We start from the raw sequence: 19,741 nt of genomic DNA on the forward strand, positions 1-19,741 counted from the left end.
ACCCGCACGTTGCCTAAGAAGAGCGTCGAGAACACTGCCCTGCGGCTCAAGGCCGTCCTGGAAGTCCTGGCGCGCCAGGACCCGTCAGCGGAGAAGAAGACATCACGGGCGGACGTGCTGCGCCAGGCACTGGAACAGGTTCCGCTGGAAGGCACTGAAGCGGTGCTGCTGGCCAGCGGCGTCGCCCGCGGCGAACGGGCGCTGGTTACCGCCAGCACCAAACTGGTCAAGGCGGGCTGGATCCTGAAGGAAGGCCGCGCCGGGTGGAGCATCACCTCCGAGGGCCGCTCCGCGCTCTCCGACTTCCCCGATGTTGAACACCTGCACGCTGCTCTCAGCGGCAGCGAGCACTCGGTCACGGCAGTGACAAAGGCAGAGGCGCACAGCGAAGCCGTGCTGGAGGAGGCCCTGGTGGTCTCCGACGCCGCCGCCGAACCGGCAGCGTCGGTCCACGGTGCGCACGCCGACGAGCACTACGACGGACCGTCCTTCCCCCAGCCGAACGCCGTCGCAGTGCCCGGAACGTTCGGTTCCGCGCTCGGCGGTGAGGACTGGGATCCCTCATCCGACGCCGTCCAGCTGGGCTTCGACCGCAGCGATGAACTGTGGAAACTCAGCGTTGACCTGCCTGCGGGGAGCTACGAGTTCAAGGCTGCGCTGAACCGCAGCTGGGACGAGAACTACGGTGAGGGCGCGCACTTCGACGGCGCCAACTACCAGATGGGGCACGCGGGAGGGCCCGTGACCTTCCTGTATGACCACGCGACCCACACGGTGGTAACCAAACCCGACGGGCTATAACCGCGCAGCCGGTGCCGGACACCGGTGCCTCGGGACTATCATCAGGGGCACGGCAACGGCGAAGGAGTGCCCATGAACGTCCCCTCCATCCCGGAACAGGGCTAGCGGCTTTTGGCGGCAGGTTGGCGCGATGCGCTTGGCCCGGCTGGCCGGCCGTACCGCAGGGTCCTGGCGGCCGCAGCGGCCGCAGGATCGGCCGCGGGTGTCTACTTCCGGCTCGTCCGGCCGCTGCGCCGGCGCACCGAACCGGGGGCCGGCCCGCGGATGCCCGGGGATGCGGTCCTTACCGGCCCCGTGCTGCAGTACACCCGCAGCATCCTCATTCCGGCACCCGCGGCGGACGTCTGGCCGTTCCTGAACCGGATAGGGCACGGCCGGGCCGGTTGGTTCGTGTTGGACCGGGTGGGCCTGCCGGACCAGCGGGAAGCTGACCGGGCCGTCCCGCAGCTGCGGGACCTGGACATCGGAGACCTGCTGAGCACCGGAACCGGGCACCGCCTGCGGATCAAGGAAGTCCAGCCCCGGGACTGGATGCTGTGGGCGAACGGGGACGGCCGGTCCACCTGGCTCTGGCTGTTGAAACCTCTGCGGCCCGGGCAGACCCTGCTGGTGGTGCGTGCCCGTTTCCAGTACGGATTCCGGCGTCCCGGTGCCCTGACCTCGCTTCCTCTCGACGCCGTCTACTGGGCATCCGTCCGGCGGTCCATGCTGGCCATCCGGGACCGGGCCGTGCTCCGTTCGGCAACCCGTTTGGGGAAGGGCTGAGCCAATCCAGGAGCACCGCTCACCGGGCAGCCGGAGCCACTGCTAGCGTGGATGTATGGAAGAACTTCCTGCCGCCCAGCTGCTGCTGTCTGGACCCCGCGGCCGGGAACTCTGCCTGGACCTTGCCCGGTCACTCGCCCCCCAATATCCAGCGTTCTCCTGCGGAAGCAGCGACCAGCTGCCCCGCGGCCTGGGGCAGGAATCCAAGCGGGTGCTCCAGGTGCTCAGGGCCCTTCCCAGCCGCCCCGAAATCGCTGTTGCACAAGTCCTCCAGAGCCTGGACCGCGTCGTAAAGGGCGCGTCCTACTGGCAGCCGCCGTCGGAAACTGCGCGTGTGCTGGCCGAACCCGATGTGAGGGACCTGCTCATCCCGGTAGCCGTCGCCGTCGTTCGTGCCCGGCCGCAGTGGTGGCTGGCCCCCGGCGCGCTGACCCAGTATTACGTCCAGTGGATCGCCAGCACCACGGTTCCCGGGACGGACCCGCCAACCCTGGCCGGCAGTGCCGCCGGACTGCAGCGCTGGCGCGAGTCGATTTCAGCCGAGGAAGGCAACACTCCGCTGGTCGCCACCTGGACCGGCCGCTGGTGGTCCGTTCCGGCGCTGTCAGACGTTCCGGTCACCACCCCGGCGATTCCCGGCAACGGCCCGGCGGGGCTGCGGATGGTGGAAGATCCGCTGCCGTGGAACATGGCGCGGACCTATCCGCTCCGGGCGGCGGAAAACGCCCGGATCTACGAAATCCGGGAGGCGCGCAGCTGGCAGGACCTGGTCTCGGCCTATCCGCTGGAGGTGACGCGTTCGCGCGGACGCAGCTGGGCGGTCAGCTCAGGGAAAGCGGAGGCCGACACCTGGTTCTGGGCGATCCCGGACTGGCAGGCGGTTGCCCGGGACTACGACGGCGTCCATCTCAGCGTCGCGGGTTACCTCCGCACAGCCGGCAGCGTACTGGATGCCGCCGGCATGAAGACCATGCTGGCCGGCTGGGCTCCCGCCGAGACCTGGTGGCTCAAGGACGTCCTGGTCCCGGCCGGCGACCCGGTGAACTGGACGGCCACCCCGGACCACACCGGCTGGCAGGTCCAGGCGGCAGAAGTACCTTGATCCACGCTGTACCTTGATCCACGCCGTTCCCTGATTCACACAGTTCCCTGATCCCGCTCCGCCCCGATACCCTCCGGACACGCCGAAAGGGCAGTTACGGCTGCTTTGAAGCCTCATTCGAGCCGTAACTGCCCTTTCGGGGGTGGGGGAGGGGGCGGGAGCCTAATGGCCGCGCGCGATCCATTCGTCCAGGTGCGGTGCCTCGGCGCCGATCGTCGTCGAATCCCCGTGCCCGGTGTTCACCGCGGTCTCGGCCGGCAGCGTCAGCAGGCGCTCCCGGATCGAGGCGATGATGGTGCCGAAATCGCTGTAGGAACGGCCGGTCGCGCCCGGACCGCCGCTGAACAGCGTGTCACCGGAGAAGAGCACCGGAGTGCTGCCTTCTTCGTCCTCGAGCAGGAAGCAGACCGAGCCGGGGGAATGCCCGGGGGTGTGCAGAGCCTCGAGCGTGACGCCGGCAATCTCGAACGTGTCGCCGTCTTCGATGACGTCATCGGGTGCTTCATCCGGGAACACTGCGTCCCAGAGCATCCGGTCCGCCTCGTGCAGGAACACCGGTGCGCTGAACCGGTCCTGGGCCTCAGCCACGGCACGAATGTGGTCGTCGTGGCCGTGGGTGAGCAGGATGCCCATGACTTCCCGGTCCCCAACCGCTTCGGCGATGGCGTCGACGTCGTGCGCCGGATCAATGATGATCACCTGCAGGTCATTCCCGATGATCCAGACGTTGTTGTCCACGTCCCAGGTGCCGCCGTCCAGGCTGAAGGTGCCAGAAGTGACAACCTTGTCGATGCGGGCCGCCACTAGAGTTCCACCACCGAGCGCAGGACCTTGCCGTCATGCATCTTGGTGAAGGCTTCCTCGATGTCGCCCAGGCCGATCCGCTCTGAAACGAAGGCATCCAGGTCCAGCCGGCCGAGCTTGTACTGCTCCACCAGCATCGGGAAGTCGCGGGAGGGCAGGCAGTCGCCGTACCAGGAGGACTTCAGCGATCCGCCGCGGCCAAACACGTCGGCCAGCGGCAGCTCGATCTGCATGTCCGGGGTGGGCACGCCCACCAGGACCACGCGGCCGGCGAGGTCACGGGCGTAGAAGGCCTGCTTGTAGGTTTCCGGGCGTCCCACGGCTTCAATAACGACGTCGGCGCCGTTGCCGCCGGTGAGCGCGCGGATGGCTTCCACGGGATCCTCTTCGCGGGAGTTGATGCCGTGCGTGGCGCCGTTGGCCAGGGCGAGGTCCACCTTCGCCGAGTCAATGTCCACGGCGATGATGGTGGTGGCGCCGGCCAGCTTGGCTCCGGCAACGGCGGCGATGCCGACACCGCCGCAGCCAATCACGGCCACGGATTCGCCGCGCTTGACCTCACCGGTGTTGATGGCTGCACCAATGCCGGCCATGACGCCGCAGCCGAGCAGGCCCACGGCGGCGGGATCGACGTCGTCGTCCACCTTGGTGCACTGTCCGGCGGCAACCAGGGTCTTCTCGGCGAACGCACCGATGCCCAGCGCGGGGGAAAGCTCCGTGCCGTCTTCCAGCGTCATCTTCTGGGTGGCGTTGTGCGTGTTGAAGCAGTACTGCGGCTGGCCCTTGCGGCAGGCGCGGCACTCGCCGCACACTGCGCGCCAGTTCAGGATCACGCGGTCGCCCGGGGCAACTTCGGTGACGTCGGGGCCGACGGCGGAGACCACACCGGTTGCTTCGTGGCCGAGCAGGAACGGGTAGTCATCGCTGATGCCGCCCTGCTTGTAGTGCAGGTCCGTGTGGCAGACGCCGCAGGTGAGGATGTCCACCAGGGCTTCTCCGGGCCCGGGATCCGGAACCAGGATGGTCTCCAGCGAGACGGGGGCATTCTTTTCCTTGACTACTACAGCTTGGACCTTGTGAACCATGGGGGAGGGCTGCCTCTCGGGTGATGTCTCAGGGGCACCCCGGCGTTCCGGGGCTACGGTTCCATCCTAGGGACGCCGATGCCGGGAGTCACTTTCGCGGCTCCCGGCATCGGTTCGGAGAAAAGCTCAGGTCACAGGCCCAGACGGGACTTCACCTCGGCGGCGGAGGGGTTCGTCGCAGCGGAGCCGTCGGGGAAGATCACGGTGGGAACGGTCTGGTTGCCGCCGTTCAGGGATTCCACCAGCTCGGCGGTTCCTTCGGTGTCCTCGATGTTCACCTCGGTGTAGCCGATTCCCGCCGAATCCAGCTGGGACTTCAGCCGGCGGCAGTACCCGCACCAGCTGGTTGAAAACATGGTGATGGTTCCGGCGTCGGGAGTGAATGCTTCGGCTGTGGCGGACATGGGAGCTCCTTGCTTCTTTACGGGGTGTTCTGCTGATTTCTCAACGCCGGTTCCGGCGGTTTGATTCCCCGGCGGCACGTCCTGCCGGCCGGGGAAGGAGCTGCGGAATGAACCGGATACACAGTGCCATCCCGGCGAGCTCCACGAAAGTTTGGGTGACGACGGCGGCGGCAGCGGTTCCGCCGGCATCTGGCAGCGCGAGCGCCAGCGGGAGCACCACCAGTGAATTGCGCGTCGCTCCGCTGAACGCCAGTGCACGGGCACTGCCGTAGTCCAGCCCGCCCGCCCGGCCGGTGAACGCCCCGGCGAGGACCATGACGGCCAGGAACACCGCGTACAGGGGCACCAGCCAGGCCAGGGAGAGTCCTTCCTCCAGTACCCTGCGGGCCTGCGAGGCGGCCACAGTAAACAGGACAACAAGCATCAGCGGCACCATGGACGCGTTGCCGGCGGCTGCGAGCGCACGGAAGGCCGGACGGCGGCCGGCCAGGAGCTGGGTAGCTGCCGCGGCTGCCAGTGGAAGGAGGATGAGGAATACCAGGGCTTCCAGGAACGGCCCGGGTTCAATGAGACCGGCGACCGATCCTGAGGTGAAGAGCCAGAGGAAGGGCGGCAGCAGGAGCAACTGGGCAATCATCAGCAGCGGAGTGGCCGCCAGGAGCTTGCCGTGGTCCGCCCCGCCCAGGGCCGAAAACACGATCACGTAGTCAACGCAGGGAGCGAGGAGGACCAGCAGCACGCCGGTGAGGAGCGCGGCGTCGTGCGCCACGAACCGGGACAGCACGAAAACCAGCGCGGGTACCAGCACGAAGTTCAGCAGCAGAAGCAGCCCGAGGAACCGCAGGTCCAGCAGGCCGGCGCGGATCCGGGTGAACGGCACCGCCAGGAACGTGGCGTAGAGGAGCAGTGCGATGGCTGGATTGATCAGGGCCTGCAGGGCTGACGCGCCGGGAAGAGCCGCACCGGCCAGGAAACCTGCAGCGAGGGCAGCTAGGCAGAGGCTGATCTGGTGCCGCTCGAGTGCATCCCGGAGACGGATGCCGGCCATGCTGTCCATTCCTGAAGACTATCCTCCCGGGAGGCCGTCTCCGCCGCGGCCGGTTCGGGGGCCGGCGCCCGTACAGGGCAGACTGGAACCATGTGCGGAAGATACGTCATGGCCCGGGCAGTCGGTGACCTGGTGGCTGAAGCGGAAGCCGAGGCCGACGCGAACCTTGAGCTGCGCCAGTCCTGGAACGTTGCTCCGACGTCGGACGTGCCGGTGGTGCTTGAACGGGTGATCGACGACGCCGCCGTGCGCCAGGTGCACGTGGCTCGCTGGGGACTGGTACCGGGGTGGGCGAAGGACATCTCCGTGGGTGTGCGGGCGTTTAACGCCCGCAGCGAGACACTGCTGGAGAAGCCAACGTTCCGCGAGGCGGTCCTGGCCCGCCGGTGCGCAGTGCCCATGGAGGGCTACTACGAGTGGCAGGCCGGACCCGCCGGTACCCGCAGGCCGTATTTCGTGCGCCGTGCCGACGGAAGGCTGCACTGGTTCGCCGGGCTGTATGAATGGTGGGCGGATCCGGCCCTGGCGGCAGGGGACCCGAACCGCTGGCTGCTCTCCGCCTCCGTGATCACGCTCGCCTCTCCGGAGCCGGACAGCGCGGACCCGGCCCTGCGCACGCTTGGCGAACTCCATGACCGGATGCCGCTGCCGCTGTCCGGGCAGGACCTGGATGCGTGGATCGCCCCGGGGACGCTGAACGCCACCGCAGCACTCGGGTTGCTCTCACGCGTCCTGGGCAACGCCTACGCCGCCGCAGGCAGCTGGATGATCCAACCGGCCAGTCCCGCGGTCGGAAACGTGCGCCATGACGGTCCGTGGCTGCTGGACGCGGACGCTGATCCCCGCACCGAAGCCGGGGCCGTGCTGTTCTAGGAAGCGGGCGCGAAGGTCAGGAGGCGGACAGTGCCGCACCGGGGTCCCCGGGGTCCAGGACGGACAGGGTGACCGTGCCGTCCTCGGCAACCCGGAGGCCGGGGTTGTGGCAGACTTCCCAGCGGAAACCGTCCGGGTCCGTGAAATACCCCGAGTAGCCGCCCCAGCTCATCTGCATGCCCGGAGCAGCTATTGAGCCTCCGGCGGCAGCCGCGTCATGCAGGATTGAATCCACGTCCGTAGGGGAGCCGACGTTGTGCGCCAGGGTCACCGGTGCCAGGCTGGCGGACCCGGTGGCTCCCGACTCGGCAGCCAGATGGTCGCTGCGGAAGAAGGACAGCAGGATTCCGTGTCCCACCTGGAAGAACACGACTTCCCCGGGGACATACTGCACCGGGGTCCAGCCGAGGCGGCTGTAAAAGGCGTGGGACACTTCAACGTCGCGCACGCCTAGGGTAACGACGCTCAACTGGGGCTGCATGAAAGGAATCTTCCCACCGAAACCCCGGTAAGCGAAGTAGGTTGCCTGCCCGGATTTCGCGCCGCGCGGCCGTGTTCCCGGCAGGGGCCGTTGACGCGGCCGGTATGGGCGGGCTCTCATGGAAGGCGGCAGTGCACGTCCAGGGGCGCAGCGGAGTCCGGGAACGGTCTTCTCCCGCGCTATCGCGAGAATGGGACGAGGCCCATGAGCACAGCGATCCCCCCTCATTCCGGCCAGCCGGAGCGATCCGGCGCTTCCCCGGTGTCCGGCGCAACTTCCGTTCCCCGCGGCGGGGACGGCCCGCCGCGGGACGGCTCAGCCGGGACCGGCAGTTCCGGACCGCCGGCCTGGCTGCGGATCGCGATCCCCGTGCTGCTGATCGTTATCTGGTTCGGCCTCGGGGGTGTGGGCGGCCCCTACTTCGGCAAGATCAGCGAAGTGCAGCAGAATGACCAGGCCTCCTACCTGCCATCGAGCTCGGAATCGACCAGGGTCAGCGAGCTGCAGCCGCAGTTCACGGACAGCGAGGCGATTCCCGCCGTCGTGCTTTATGTGAACGATTCCGGACTGACGGATGCCGACCGCACGTTTATCCAGGACCGGAAGAAGGCCTTCGCGGAGGCTCCGGGGGTCAGCGGCGGCGTGTCTCCGGCACAGTATTCGCAGGACGGCAAGGCGGCGGAGATCTTTGTTCCCATCACGGATGACGACGCCGCTGCGGACAATGTGGAGAACCTCAGCACAGTGGCGAAGGACGGACTGCCCGGCGGGCTCACTGGGTACGTGACCGGACCGGCCGGGCAGCTGGCGGACATTTCCCAGGCCTTCGGCGGAATCGACGGTGCCCTGCTGGTCGTGGCGGTGGTTGCCGTGCTGGTGATCCTGGTGATCGTCTACCGGTCACCGCTGCTGCCCATCCTGGTTCTGCTGACCTCCATCCTGGCCCTCTCCGCGGCGATCCTGGCCGTGTACTGGCTGGCGAAGGCGGGAGCAGTAACGCTGAACGGGCAGGTGCAGGGCATCCTCTTCATCCTGGGTATCGGCGCCGCCACGGACTACTCCCTGCTCTATGTCGCCCGCTACCGGGAGGCCCTGCGCGACAACGCAGACCGCTGGGGCGCCACCCGTGCGGCCCTCCGCGGCACGATCGAGCCCGTCACTGCCTCCGCCGGTACCGTGGTGGCGGGCCTGCTCTGCCTGCTGCTCAGTGACCTGAACTCGAACAAAGCGCTCGCGCCCGTGGCATCGCTGGGAATTGTGTGCTCCTACCTGGCGGCCATGACACTGCTTCCCTCGCTGCTTTTCGTCTTTGGCCGGGCCGCGTTCTGGCCGCGCCGCCCGGCGTTCGGTTCGCCCCACCCGGACCGTGACCACCAGGCCCGCGGGTTCTGGCCCGGGGTTGCCCGCACCGTGCGGAACCATTCACGGCGCACCTGGCTGATCTGCGCCGTCGTCCTGGCCGCAGCCGCGGTGGCGGTAGTGGACTTCCGCGCGTCCGGGGTGCCGCAGAGTGATTTTGTGCTGGGGCAGACCGAAGCCAAGGAGGGGCAGGCGGCGCTGGGGAAGCATTTTCCCTCCGGGTCCGGCAGCCCGGTGCTGATCGTGGCCCCCGAATCCGGGCTGCAGTCCGTGGCGGACACCGTGCTGGAAACCGACGGGATTTCCGACGTCACGGTGGTGGCTCAGGGCACTCCGGCCGGGACGCTGCCCGTCACGGATGCCGGCGTGCAGGTTCCGCCCATCCCCGGTTCCGAAAACGCGGCTCCGAAGACAGTGGACGGACAGGTGCTGCTCCAGGCCACCCTGACCGAGAACGCGGATTCGGCCGCGGCGGAGGACACGGTCCGTGAGCTGCGCCAGAAACTGGCCGGGCAGCAGGACGTGCTGGTGGGCGGCACCACGGCCACCACGGTGGACACCAACGACGCCGCGGAACACGACCGGAATCTCATCATCCCGGTGGTACTGGTGGTGATCTTCATCCTGCTCATGCTGCTGCTGCGGGCAGTGCTGGCCCCGTTCCTGCTCATCCTGACCGTCATGCTGTCCTTCGGGGCCACCCTGGGCGTCTCCGCCCTGCTGTTCAACTACGTACTGGACTTCCCGGGTGCCGATCCGGCGGTGCCGCTGTACGGGTTCATCTTCCTGGTGGCCCTGGGCGTGGACTACAACATCTTCCTCATGACCCGGGTGCGGGAGGAGAGCCTTGCCCTGGGCACCAGGGACGGAATTATCCGGGGGTTGATGATTACCGGCGGGGTCATCACGTCCGCGGGAATCGTCCTCGCCGCAACGTTTGCGGCGCTGGGCGTGATCCCGGTGCTGTTCCTCGCGCAGCTGGCGTTCATTGTCGCTTTCGGCGTGCTGCTGGACACCCTGGTGGTGCGCTCGCTGCTGGTTCCGGCGCTGTCCTACGACATTGGACCGCGCATCTGGTGGCCCTCGAAACTGGGCCGGGAGGCCCCCGCGGAGGACGCTGCAGCAGCCTCCCGGTAAACTTGTCCCATGGGAGAAACAGTGGAAACAGACCCGACGACCGAACAACTTGGGGCCGTACGCACGGCCATTGATGAGATTGACGAAGAAATTGTGGCCCTCATCTGGCGCCGCGAGCGCCTGGTGCGGCTGGCCGGGGGACTGAAGGACGACGACGCCCAGGTCCGCGCCCGGGGCCGGGTTGAGGAAGTCATCAACCACGTCCGCGAAGCCGCCGAGGCGCAGGAACAGGACTCCGAGGTGGTGGAGAAGACCTACCGCGCCATGATTGACGCGTTCATCGAATACGAACTGCGTACCCGGCACGAGGACGAAACACAGGCACGCCTGGACGCCTTCAGCCGCAGCTAGCAGGCTGCACAGCGGTGCATCTGCCTGCCGGAACGGCTACCAGGCGGCGGGAGCCGAGCCGAGCGGGGCAGCAGGCAGGTCCCATGCCATGACAGGGACCGGTCCCGCGGAGCTGAAAGCCAGCGGCGGCGCCAGTCTCTCGCCGGGTCCCCACCAGGTCTGTTCCGCCGTCCGGGGCAGCGAAGCCGGGGTTGGATCCGGTGGAGACTCCCAGGGGGGAGGCATCGGCCGGCGGGCGTCTGCGGCACGCTGGAGTTCCACTGCCGTCCGGGCCAGGGAAAGCCTCGCCGCATACACCTCGCCGTCCAGCCGCCGGGTCCACGCCCGCACGGCCGCTGCGGCGGCAAGGTATCCCGTGGCATGGTCCAGTGCCTGGACGGGCAGCGGAAGCGGTGCATCCGCAGCGGACCAGGCCATGCCGGCGTCGGCAATCCCCGAGGCCGTCTGCACCAGGGAGTCGAAGCCGCGGCGTGCGCGCCACGGTCCGGTCCAGCCCCAGGCATCGAGGGCCACGGTCACGACGCCGGGGCGCAGCTGCTGGAGGCGGTGTTCGTCCAGCCCCAGTCCGGTGAGGGCACCGGGACGGTAGCCGTGCACCACCAGATCTGCGGTGGAAATCAGTTCCCGGACCTTCGCCGCCCCGCCAGGTGTGCCCAGATCCAGCCGGGCGCAGCTCTTTCCCACCGTCATTTCGGCTTCCAGCGACGGCTCGTTCCAATCCGGCGGATCGATGCGCAGGACCCGGGCGCCGAACCCGGCCAGGAAACGGGTGGCAACCGGCCCGGCGATGACCCGGGTGAGGTCCAGGACCCGAACTCCGTCCAGGGGCCGCAGCGGGGTTCCGGTGGTTTCCGCGGGAGGCCGTGCGGCGCGCCGGATCCAGCCGACGAGCGGTTCGGCGCTGACGGCCTGCCCCTGTGGGGAGGACTGCCACTGCTGCGTTGTCCGCAGCTGCGCTGCGCAGCCGCCCGCTTCCACCACGGCGGCTTCGAGTTCGCCGCCCTTCCAGGCCTGAACCGCCACCGAAGCGGTGTCAGGTGTGGCGTCGGCCGGAAGCCCCAGGACGGCGAGCGCGGCACGGCGGTGATGCGGGGCATTGGTGTGCAGCCTGATCCAGCCGTCAGCACACCGGTAGTCCCGCGAGAGCGGGTCCCAGGGCGGAGGAACTTCCCAGCCCGCGGGACGGAAGGATGAGCCGAACCAGGCGCGGGCAAGATCAGGGCTGGTGCCGGCATGCACGGGAACCCCGGAGAGCCGGGAGGCGAGCTCCGCGACTGCACTGCCCGCCGCGCCCACTGACGCCGCTGCGAAGGCACGCACCGGGTAGCAGGACTCCATGTTCCAGCCCCCTCCGGTCCGTGACCCTGTTGCAGTAGGCTACGTCAAGGGCCTGAGCCCGGACAGGGCGGGGCCGCACAAAAACCAGGCATGAAAGGCGCGGCAGGTGAACCATCCCGGCACGGCAGGAAGCTCCCACTGGAAAGCGGTGGCGGCAGCGCTCGCAGATACCCGCCGGCTGGACCTCTACGCACGGATCATTACCGCCGCCGGGAAGGGGGAACCGCTCTTCCGGGACAGCCTGGACCGGGCTGAAGCCAAATCCCTGGACGCCCTGCAAAAGGCGGGGCTGGTCCGGTCCGGAGACGGCGGCCTGTTCCCGGTGCCGGAAGTCTTCTCCCGCCTGCTCGCTGCGGACCAGACTCCCCGGGACGAATCCCCCATGCGCCACCTCGGGCCGGGGAGCTCGGGCAGCCTGCCGGCCAAACGGACCGAACGCCTCGAAGTGCTGCACCATCTGGCCGGAGAAGTCTTTTCCCGGCACGGGGTCCTGGGCGGCGCAGATAATCCTGCAGCCAGCCGTGCCCGGCTGACGGAAGCCGAAGTCACCGGGCGGCTGGCGGCCCTGACCAAAGACCCGGCCATGTTCCGGCGAGCCATGGTGGATGAGGGAATCGTGCGGCGCAGCCCGGACGGATCAAGCTACTGGCTCGCGGCCCCGCGCCCGGCCAGCGGCATCGAATTTGCCGGCTGACGGCGCACCGGCCCCCTGTCCAGGCAGCTCCAGGCGTGCCGGCTCATCGCTCAGCGGGCGAATGACGGCGTGTCCCGCAGCTGACACTGCAGCACACGGCAACCGGGCACCGCGCTGCGGACCGTTGACTTGACCGGACTGCGGGCGTCGAATGGGTAGTGGGTTTTGGTTCCGGACCATCCGCGTATGGCTTCCCTAGGAGGCGTCATTGGCCGCTCGATTCACTGCCCGCGGAGCCGAAGCCACGCATCCCGGGGCACGCGCCGCCACAGACCTTGGATCGCCGGCGTCGTCCTATCCAACGGGTTCCGCACCGGCTGTCCCCGCACCGCCTGCGCCTCCGCGCCGGGCCGGAGCAGCAGCCCCGGCCCCGCATAACCGCCGGCAGGTTGCCCTGGTGTTCAGCGGCCTCATCATGGCGGTTCTGATCTCGGCCCTGGACCAGACGATCGTTTCCACCGCGCTGCCAACGATAGTGGGTGATCTGCACGGCCTGGAGCATTTGTCCTGGGTCATCACCGCCTACCTCCTGACGTCCACGATCGGGCTGCCCATCTACGGCAAGCTCGGCGACCTGCTGGGACGCAGGAACATCTTCATCTTCGCGATTGCGGTCTTCCTGCTGGGATCTGCGCTTTCGGGCCAGGCCCACAGCATGGGCGAGCTGATTGCCTACCGGGCGCTGCAGGGAGTTGGTGGTGGCGGGCTGATCATCGGTGCGCAGGCAATCATCGGAGACATTGTTTCGGCACGCGACCGCGGCAAGTACATGGGATTGATCGGTGCGGCCTTCGGCGTCGCCTCGGTCAGCGGACCCCTGCTGGGCGGATACCTGACCCAGTACTGGTCCTGGCGGTGGGTCTTCTACATCAACCTGCCGCTCGGCGCGATTGCCCTGGCGCTGATCATTACGTCCCTGCACCTGCCCAGGCGCAGCGCTGCCGGCATCAAGCTGGACTATCCCGGCGCCGTCATGCTCGCCGTTGCGAGCGCGGCACTGGTCGGCATTACGAGCTGGGGCGGAACCACTTACGCCTGGACGTCCCCAACCATCCTTGGCCTCGGGGCGGCCGCGCTGGTTGCCGTCGCGGTGTTCATTCCGGTGGAGCTTCGCGCCGAGGAGCCCATCCTTCCGCTGCGCCTGTTCAGGATCCGCAACTTCGTCGTCTGCTCACTCGTGGGACTCGCCGTCGGGCTGGCGATGTTCGGCAGCATCTCCTACCTGCCGACCTTCCTGCAGATGGTCAACGGTGCCAGCGCCACGGACTCGGGATTGATGATGCTGCCCATGACGGCCGGCCTGCTGCTGAGCTCCATTGGAACCGGGCAGCTCATCTCCCGCACCGGCCGGTACAAGATCTACCCGGTTGCCGGCGCGCTGATCATGATTTTTGGCCTGTTGCTGCTCTCGCGCATCTCGGCCAGCAGCCCGTACTGGTTCACGGCACTGGGAATGTTCGTCCTGGGACTGGGAATCGGCATGCTGATGCAGAACGTCGTGCTGATTGTGCAGAACAGCGTTCCGCCGCAGAACATGGGCACAGGAGTCTCCTCTGCCAACTACTTCCGCCAGATCGGCGGAACACTCGGAATCGCCGTCTACGGATCGGTCTTCATCTCCCGGCTCAATGACCAGGTGGCGGATGCCCCGGCCGCCGTGCGGTCAGTGACCAGCCAGGGAGTGAACTCCATCAGCCCGGACCAGCTGCGGGCCTTGCCCGCGCCGGCTCGGGATTTCATTGCCGACGCGTTCGGAACCGCCCTGCCTCCGGTCTTCCTGCTGGGTATCCCGGCCCTGGGGGCGGCGTTCGTGCTGACGCTCTTTATTCGGGAAATACCGCTGGCCAGGACGGCCAGCGTTCAACTGGAAGGGGAGGCGCAACACTAATGGCCTCAGGTGCACATGCTGCAGTACCGGTCGGTGCCGGAAGTACGGAAACCCAGGACGAGGGAACGCCGCGCGGGCGGGTGCTGGTGTTTACCGGCCTGGTTCTCTCCGTCCTGCTCGCGGCACTGGACCAGACAATCGTGGCCACGGCCCTTCCCACCATCGTGGGGGACCTCAACGGCCTTGAACACCTCTCCTGGGTAGTCACCGCCTACATCCTGGCCGCGACCATCGGGCTGCCCATCTACGGCAAGCTCGGTGACCTGTTCGGCCGCAAGAACATCTTCATCTTCGCCATTGCCGTCTTCCTGCTGGGCTCCGTCCTCTCCGGGCTGTCCCAGAACATGGGCCAGCTGATCGCGTTCCGGGCCCTGCAGGGCATCGGCGGCGGCGGACTCATGATCGGCGCGCAGGCCATCATCGGAGACCTGGTCTCCCCGCGGGAACGCGGGCGCTACATGGGGCTGATCGGGGCTTCCTTCGGCCTGGCTTCAGTGGGCGGGCCGCTGCTGGGCGGCTGGATCACCGATTCGTGGTCCTGGCGCTGGGTGTTCTACATCAACGTGCCCATCGGCGCGGTCGCGCTCGCCGTCGTCATCACCTCCCTGCACCTTCCCAAGGTCTCCGGGCGCCGTCCGCGCCTCGACTACGCCGGCGCAGCGCTGCTTGCGGTTGCCTCAACGGCCCTGATCCTGGTCACCAGCTGGGGAGGCACCACCTATGACTGGGGCAGCCCGCAGATCCTGGGCCTGGCCGCTGCCGCAGTGCTGGCCGGGGCGGCGTTCGTCTGGGCCGAACGGCGCGCGAGCGAACCGATCCTGCCGCTGGGCCTGTTCCGGATGCGGAACTTCCTGATCCCGGTGCTGGCGGGCATCGCCGTCGGAATAGCGATGTTCTCCACCATCTCCTACCTGCCCACGTTCCTGCAGATGGTCAATGGCGCCACCGCCACGCAGTCGGGGCTGATGATGCTGCCGATGATGGCCGGGCTCCTGCTGACGTCCATCGGCACCGGGCAGCTCATTGCGCACACCGGGCGGTACAAGATCTACCCCGTCGCCGGGTGCGCCGTGATCATTGCCGGGCTGGTGCTGCTCTCGCGGATTTCCCAGGACACCCCGTACTGGTTCACGGCGATCGGGATGGCTGTGCTTGGCCTGGGGATTGGTGCGCTGCTGCAGAACCTGGTGCTGATTGTGCAGAACAGTGTTCCGCAGCAGAACATGGGCACTGCCATCTCCGCCGCGAACTACTTCCGCCAGATCGGTGCTTCGTTCGGTATTGCCGCCTTCGGGTCCATCTTCATCCAGCGGCTGACCGACCAGCTTGCAGATGCCCCCGCCGGGGCTGCGGGGATGCTTCCCGCGGAAGGCATCAATTCGCTCACTCCGGCGGTGCTGCAGTCCCTTCCCGGCCCGGTGCAGCAGGCAATCGGAGCAGCGTTCGGAACGGCCCTGCCGCCCATCTTCCTGCTCAGCATTCCCCTGGTTGCCGCAGGCGGGGTGCTGTGCCTGTTTATCCGGGAGATTCCACTCTCAACACAGTCACGGGTGGAGGCAGCAGCAGAATAAATCCGAACTCACACCAGCTTCCCAGAGGGCACTGCGGGGATTGTCAGAGTGCAGTCGTACACTGGAGATTCGAATATATATTCGAATAGGGTTCAGTTCCGGGAGATGCTTCATCTGTCCGGAGCAGCGGCCGGACATCAATCCAATTCAGGCGAAGGCCACACCGGCAATAGGCACAGCGAGGGGCAGCCATGGGACTTTTTAGTGAAGCGGTGGAGGTAGTGTGCTCACCCGCGGGCATACCGCTGCGCCTTATCTGGCAGGGAAGGACATACAAGGTGGCAGCCAACCCGGTGCGCTGGTATGAACGCCGCAGCTGGTGGGAGGAAGAACCCCGGGCAGAGCGCGGACACGGCCCCGGACTGGTGGATTCGGAAATCTGGCGGGTCCAGGCCCGCCTGAGTCCGCGCTCGCCGCTGCGCACCCTGGACATTTCCCGGCAGACTGCCTCCAACACCTGGCGGCTGATCCGGATCCATGACGCCCTGCGGGAAAGCGCTTAGCGCGCGTGCCGTGAGTACCGTGCCATGAGCTTCACCCATCTTCACGCCGCTACGGCCTTTTCCGCCCACTACGGCACGTCCTGGCCGGAAGAGCTGGCCCAGGCCGCCGCAGCGGACGGAGCCGACGCGCTCGCCTGCACGGACCGTGACGGCCTGTACGGCACGGTCAAGCACCTGCGTGCCTGCATGGACGCCGGCATTGATCCCATCGTCGGGGTGGACCTTGCCATCCTGGACGGGGAAGGCCGGGACGCTGAGGTGACCGGCAGGGCGGTCATCCTGGCCCACGGGAATAACGGGGGAGCGGGCTACCACGCGCTGTGCCGGCTCATTTCCGACGCACATGCCGGAACCTCTCCCTCCAAGGGGCGTACGGGACGCCCGCCCGGCGTCACCCTCGAACAGCTTGCAGCCCGGGTACTGGGCAGGGACGGGGAACCCGTACTGACCGTGCTGGTGGGCCCTTATACCGACGTGGGACGGGCCATGCGCAGCCGCAGCTATGCCGTGGCCCGCACCCTGTTCCGGCGCTGGCTCTCGGTCATGCCGCGCGCGGCGCTCGCCGTGGAGGTAGTCACGCACCTCAGCGCGCCGGGAACCAACCTGAGCCTGGCCCACGCCGTGCGGATGTACCGGCTCTCCGATGAAATGCACCTCCCCGCCGTGCTGACCAACGCCGTGCGCTACGTGGATGAAGACGGCGCCGCTACCGCAGACGTGCTCGACGCCGCACGCGCCCTGACCGCCATGGCGCAGCTGCAGGACCTGCAGCCAAATGGGCAGGGCTGGCTCAAGACGGGCAGGCAGATGGCAGCGCTCGCCGCGGAGATCAGCGAGGAAGCAGGCTACGGGCGTGCCGGGGCAGCCAAGCTGCTGGCCGGAACGGAGGCGCTCGCCGATACCTGCCGGATCGACCCGGAAGCAGACATGGGGTGGAAGCAGCCCGTGGTCCCGGAAGCCGGGGTCATCGGGATCGACGCGGAACCGGTGCTGGAACTGCGCGGACGCTGCGAAGCCGGAATAGGCAGGCGCTTCGGGCACCTGGGCGGTGCCGCGGAAGCTGCCATGCGCAACCGGCTGGAACACGAGCTGGGGATTATCGAGAGGCTCGGCTTTGCCGCCTACTTCCTCACTGTCGCGGAAGTCTCCACCATGATCCGGGACATGGGAGTGCGAGCGGCGGCACGCGGATCGGGTGCGTCCTCGCTGGTGAACTACCTGCTGGGCATCAGCCACGTGAACCCGCTGGCACACAACCTCATATTTGAACGGTTCCTCTCCCGGGACCGCTCCACGCTGCCGGACATCGACATTGACGTTGAAAGCGCCGAACGGCACAACGTGTACCACCGCATCTTTGAACGCTTCGGCGCCCAGCGGGTCACCCTCATGAGCATGCAGAACGGTTACCGGGCGCGCGGAGCGGTGCGCGACGCCGGCCTGGCCCTGGGATTGCCTGATGAGGAGGTCAGCGCCGTGGCCAAGGCACTGTGGCGCTTCTCGGCGAGCCATTTCCGTGAGGCGCTCGCCGAGAAACCCGAACTGCGCGGCGTGGCCGAGGCCGTGCAGCAGAACCGCCAGCTGGACCTGCTGGTGGACCTGACCGAACGGCTGGACCGGCTGCCCCGCCATATTTCAATGCATCCGTGCGGGGTGATCCTGGGGGACACCTCGCTGTTGGACCGCACGCCCGTGCAGCCCAGTGGCCTGGGCCTGCCCATGTCCCAGTTCGACAAGCACGACATGGATCCAATGGGCATGCTCAAGCTGGACGTGCTGGGCGTGCGGATGCAGTCCGCCATGGCGTTCGCCCTGAACGAGGTGGTTCGGGTCCATTCCGGCGGAGACGACGTAGCCCGGGCCGGAAAGCATGTGGAAGAAACCGAACCCCGCCCGGAGTGGATCGACGAGGACGGGCGGATCGACCTGGATGCCGTTCCGCTGGATGACGAGCCCACCTTCGAGCTGATCCGCAGCACGCACACGCTGGGCTGCTTCCAGATCGAGTCGCCCGGCCAGCGGGAGCTGGTGGGCAAGATGGCGCCGCGGGACTTCAATGACCTGATCATCGACATTTCACTGTTCCGGCCAGGGCCCATGAAATCCGACATGGTGCAGCCGTTCCTGGAGCACCGCCACGGCTGGGCCCCGGCGGTGTACCCGCACGAATCGCTGCGCCCGGTGCTGGCGGAAACCCACGGGGTGACGGTCTTCCACGAACAGGTGCTGCGGACCTTCGACGTCTTCACCGGCTGCGGGCTGGCAAAGGCCGATGAGCTGCGCCGGCTGCTGGGCAACCCCGCTGCCGAACAGGGGGTGGAGGATTTCTTCCGGCAGGCGGCGCAAAAACGCGGTTACGACGCGCAGACCATCGACAACGTCTGGGGAACACTCAAGGCCTTCGGCAGCTTCGGTTTCTGCAAGGCCCACGGCGCCGCCTTTGCCGTGCCCACCTACCAGTCGGCCTGGCTAAAGGCACACCATCCCGAAGCGTTCCTTGCCGGAATCTTCGAGCACGATCCAGGCATGTATCCGCGCCGGCTGCTCGTGGCCGAAGCGCGGCGTATGGGCATCCCCATCCTGCCGCTGGACATCAACCGCAGCGGCGAGCAGTACCGGGTGGAATGGGTTCCGCCCCTAACGGCGGCTCCGGGGCGCAGGGCAACCCCCGGCAGGTTCGGGATCCGGCTTAGTTTCGCCGGGATTTACGGTCTTTCCGCCGCGGAGGTCCGGCGGATCGCCGCCGGGCAGCCGTTCGATTCCCTGGCGGATCTGCGTGCCCGCGCCAAACTGTCCCGGCCCTCGATGCAGCGGCTGGCGCAGCTGGGTGCCTTCGACTCGCTGTCCCGGGAGAGCGGTTCGCGGGGCACCAGGGCGGACCTGCTGCAGCACCTTGCCGAAACATCCGGTAAACCCGGAACCCGCAAATACGATCCGATACCGGGGCAGCTGGCGCTTCCGCTGGGCGATACCGAACTGGCCAACCTCGTGCCGCAGCTGCCTGAGCCCACACTGCCGGAGCGGGTCCGCACCGAACTGGACCTGCTCGCCGTCGACGTCAGTGCCCACCTGGTGGACAGCTACGAACCGCTGCTGGCGGCCCTGGGTGTAACCAAGGCCGAATCCCTGCTGGGGCTGCGCAACGGGTCCGAGGTCCTGGTTGCCGGAATCCGGGTGGCTACCCAGACCCCGCCGATGCGCGGAGGCCGCCGGGTGGTGTTCATCAGCCTGGATGACGGAACCGGCTGCGTGGACTGCACCTTCTTCACCGAGGCGCAGGAGAAAACCGGCCCGCTGCTCTTCGGTACCGAACTGATGCTGATCCGAGGGCTGACCCGGCGCACCGGGCCGCGGGGCATGAGCCTGCAGGCGCTGCAGGCCTGGGACCTGGCGGACACCGCGTCCCTGCCGCTGCCGCGGGCGGCGGCGAAAGCCCCCCGGACACGGCTCCGGAAAGAGGGCAGGCCGGCCGCGCGGCCGGTTGGTCGGGCTGAAGAACAGCGGATAACATCGTAAGGGCGCGCACCGTAGCTGCAT

17 protein-coding genes are annotated in these 19,741 nt (G+C 67.8%); 11 read left to right on the top strand and 6 right to left on the bottom strand.

The window, feature by feature from the left end; all coding sequences use genetic code 11:
- Positions 1–9 precede the first annotated feature (9 nt).
- The 3 genes from ACSLGO_RS11890 to ACSLGO_RS11900 all read left to right on the top strand — a co-directional run bounded on the left by ACSLGO_RS11890 (position 10) and on the right by ACSLGO_RS11900 (position 2,668).
- Positions 10–801 carry a pullulanase X25 domain-containing protein gene (locus tag ACSLGO_RS11890; protein WP_386887145.1) on the top strand — a complete coding sequence of 264 codons (792 nt, stop codon included), beginning with the start codon at positions 10–12 and terminating at the stop codon, positions 799–801.
- Between the two features lie 111 nt (positions 802–912).
- Positions 913–1,566, top strand: coding sequence for a hypothetical protein (locus tag ACSLGO_RS11895; RefSeq protein WP_386887147.1), 654 nt, complete (start codon positions 913–915; stop codon positions 1,564–1,566).
- Between the two features lie 55 nt (positions 1,567–1,621).
- Positions 1,622–2,668 (top strand): hypothetical protein, encoded by a 1,047-nt coding sequence (locus ACSLGO_RS11900; protein ID WP_325787219.1) that lies wholly within the window; start codon positions 1,622–1,624, stop codon positions 2,666–2,668.
- 162 nt (positions 2,669–2,830) lie between these two features.
- Here the strand turns inward: ACSLGO_RS11900 and ACSLGO_RS11905 are convergent, their stop codons facing one another.
- The 4 genes from ACSLGO_RS11905 to ACSLGO_RS11920 all read right to left on the bottom strand — a co-directional run bounded on the left by ACSLGO_RS11905 (position 2,831) and on the right by ACSLGO_RS11920 (position 6,018).
- Positions 2,831–3,472, bottom strand: a complete 642-nt coding sequence (locus ACSLGO_RS11905) for an MBL fold metallo-hydrolase (protein WP_263126943.1) — start codon at positions 3,470–3,472, stop codon at positions 2,831–2,833.
- Complete coding sequence (locus ACSLGO_RS11910) at positions 3,472–4,557, bottom strand: S-(hydroxymethyl)mycothiol dehydrogenase (protein ID WP_091604355.1); 1,086 nt, start codon at positions 4,555–4,557, stop codon at positions 3,472–3,474. The genes ACSLGO_RS11905 and ACSLGO_RS11910 overlap by 1 nt, the downstream gene beginning before the upstream one ends.
- Positions 4,558–4,688: 131 nt before the next feature.
- Positions 4,689–4,961 carry a mycoredoxin gene (locus ACSLGO_RS11915; RefSeq protein WP_091604360.1) on the bottom strand — a complete coding sequence of 91 codons (273 nt, stop codon included), beginning with the start codon at positions 4,959–4,961 and terminating at the stop codon, positions 4,689–4,691.
- A gap of 40 nt (positions 4,962–5,001) precedes the next feature.
- On the bottom strand, positions 5,002–6,018 hold the full coding sequence (locus ACSLGO_RS11920; protein WP_386887152.1) for a bile acid:sodium symporter: 1,017 nt from the start codon (positions 6,016–6,018) through the stop codon (positions 5,002–5,004).
- An 81-nt stretch (positions 6,019–6,099) separates the two neighbouring features.
- Here ACSLGO_RS11920 and ACSLGO_RS11925 point away from each other — a divergent pair, with 81 nt between their 5' ends.
- The gene (locus ACSLGO_RS11925; protein WP_436401184.1) at positions 6,100–6,882 is read left to right on the top strand and encodes an SOS response-associated peptidase; all 783 of its coding nucleotides are present in this window, start codon (positions 6,100–6,102) and stop codon (positions 6,880–6,882) included.
- Between the two features lie 16 nt (positions 6,883–6,898).
- Here ACSLGO_RS11925 and ACSLGO_RS11930 read toward each other — a convergent pair whose 3' ends face one another.
- Entirely contained in the window at positions 6,899–7,363 is a 465-nt protein-coding gene (locus ACSLGO_RS11930; RefSeq protein ID WP_152274576.1) for a VOC family protein, read from the bottom strand.
- A gap of 204 nt (positions 7,364–7,567) precedes the next feature.
- On the opposite strand from ACSLGO_RS11930, the gene ACSLGO_RS11935 reads away from it, so the two are divergent.
- Together ACSLGO_RS11935 and ACSLGO_RS11940 are read left to right on the top strand one after the other, a co-directional pair.
- Entirely contained in the window at positions 7,568–9,859 is a 2,292-nt protein-coding gene (locus tag ACSLGO_RS11935) for an MMPL family transporter (protein ID WP_436401185.1), read from the top strand.
- A gap of 9 nt (positions 9,860–9,868) precedes the next feature.
- Positions 9,869–10,210 carry a chorismate mutase gene (locus tag ACSLGO_RS11940; protein ID WP_091604375.1) on the top strand — a complete coding sequence of 114 codons (342 nt, stop codon included), beginning with the start codon at positions 9,869–9,871 and terminating at the stop codon, positions 10,208–10,210.
- 36 nt (positions 10,211–10,246) lie between these two features.
- Here ACSLGO_RS11940 and ACSLGO_RS11945 read toward each other — a convergent pair whose 3' ends face one another.
- Entirely contained in the window at positions 10,247–11,548 is a 1,302-nt protein-coding gene (locus ACSLGO_RS11945) for a CoA transferase (RefSeq protein ID WP_325787227.1), read from the bottom strand.
- A gap of 106 nt (positions 11,549–11,654) precedes the next feature.
- Between ACSLGO_RS11945 and ACSLGO_RS11950 the strand changes: the two genes are divergently transcribed.
- The 5 genes from ACSLGO_RS11950 to ACSLGO_RS11970 all read left to right on the top strand — a co-directional run bounded on the left by ACSLGO_RS11950 (position 11,655) and on the right by ACSLGO_RS11970 (position 19,720).
- Entirely contained in the window at positions 11,655–12,242 is a 588-nt protein-coding gene (locus ACSLGO_RS11950) for a DUF2087 domain-containing protein (RefSeq protein ID WP_436401186.1), read from the top strand.
- A gap of 208 nt (positions 12,243–12,450) precedes the next feature.
- Positions 12,451–14,130, top strand: a complete 1,680-nt coding sequence (locus tag ACSLGO_RS11955; RefSeq protein WP_436401187.1) for an MDR family MFS transporter — start codon at positions 12,451–12,453, stop codon at positions 14,128–14,130.
- On the top strand, positions 14,130–15,701 hold the full coding sequence (locus ACSLGO_RS11960; RefSeq protein WP_091604383.1) for an MDR family MFS transporter: 1,572 nt from the start codon (positions 14,130–14,132) through the stop codon (positions 15,699–15,701). Before ACSLGO_RS11955 ends, ACSLGO_RS11960 begins: the two co-directional genes overlap by 1 nt.
- A gap of 191 nt (positions 15,702–15,892) precedes the next feature.
- Entirely contained in the window at positions 15,893–16,204 is a 312-nt protein-coding gene (locus ACSLGO_RS11965) for a DUF6504 family protein (RefSeq protein ID WP_386887162.1), read from the top strand.
- 24 nt (positions 16,205–16,228) lie between these two features.
- Positions 16,229–19,720, top strand: a complete 3,492-nt coding sequence (locus ACSLGO_RS11970; protein ID WP_436401188.1) for a DNA polymerase III subunit alpha — start codon at positions 16,229–16,231, stop codon at positions 19,718–19,720.
- The last annotated feature ends 21 nt before the right edge of the window (positions 19,721–19,741 follow it).

Source organism: Arthrobacter sp. IK3, assembly GCF_051337705.1.
Lineage (GTDB): Bacteria > Actinomycetota > Actinomycetes > Actinomycetales > Micrococcaceae > Arthrobacter_B > Arthrobacter_B koreensis.

Coding starts and splice junctions, on each gene's coding strand:
- ACSLGO_RS11900 (WP_325787219.1), top strand. CDS start 1,622: ATGGAAGAACTTCCTGCCGCCCAGCTGCTGCTGTCTGGACCCCGCGGC.
- ACSLGO_RS11915 (WP_091604360.1), bottom strand. CDS start 4,961: ATGTCCGCCACAGCCGAAGCATTCACTCCCGACGCCGGAACCATCACC.
- ACSLGO_RS11960 (WP_091604383.1), top strand. CDS start 14,130: ATGGCCTCAGGTGCACATGCTGCAGTACCGGTCGGTGCCGGAAGTACG.
- ACSLGO_RS11930 (WP_152274576.1), bottom strand. CDS start 7,363: ATGCAGCCCCAGTTGAGCGTCGTTACCCTAGGCGTGCGCGACGTTGAA.
- ACSLGO_RS11965 (WP_386887162.1), top strand. CDS start 15,893: ATGGGACTTTTTAGTGAAGCGGTGGAGGTAGTGTGCTCACCCGCGGGC.
- ACSLGO_RS11940 (WP_091604375.1), top strand. CDS start 9,869: ATGGGAGAAACAGTGGAAACAGACCCGACGACCGAACAACTTGGGGCC.
- ACSLGO_RS11935 (WP_436401185.1), top strand. CDS start 7,568: ATGAGCACAGCGATCCCCCCTCATTCCGGCCAGCCGGAGCGATCCGGC.
- ACSLGO_RS11970 (WP_436401188.1), top strand. CDS start 16,229: ATGAGCTTCACCCATCTTCACGCCGCTACGGCCTTTTCCGCCCACTAC.
- ACSLGO_RS11920 (WP_386887152.1), bottom strand. CDS start 6,018: ATGGACAGCATGGCCGGCATCCGTCTCCGGGATGCACTCGAGCGGCAC.
- ACSLGO_RS11910 (WP_091604355.1), bottom strand. CDS start 4,557: ATGGTTCACAAGGTCCAAGCTGTAGTAGTCAAGGAAAAGAATGCCCCC.
- ACSLGO_RS11945 (WP_325787227.1), bottom strand. CDS start 11,548: ATGGAGTCCTGCTACCCGGTGCGTGCCTTCGCAGCGGCGTCAGTGGGC.
- ACSLGO_RS11925 (WP_436401184.1), top strand. CDS start 6,100: ATGTGCGGAAGATACGTCATGGCCCGGGCAGTCGGTGACCTGGTGGCT.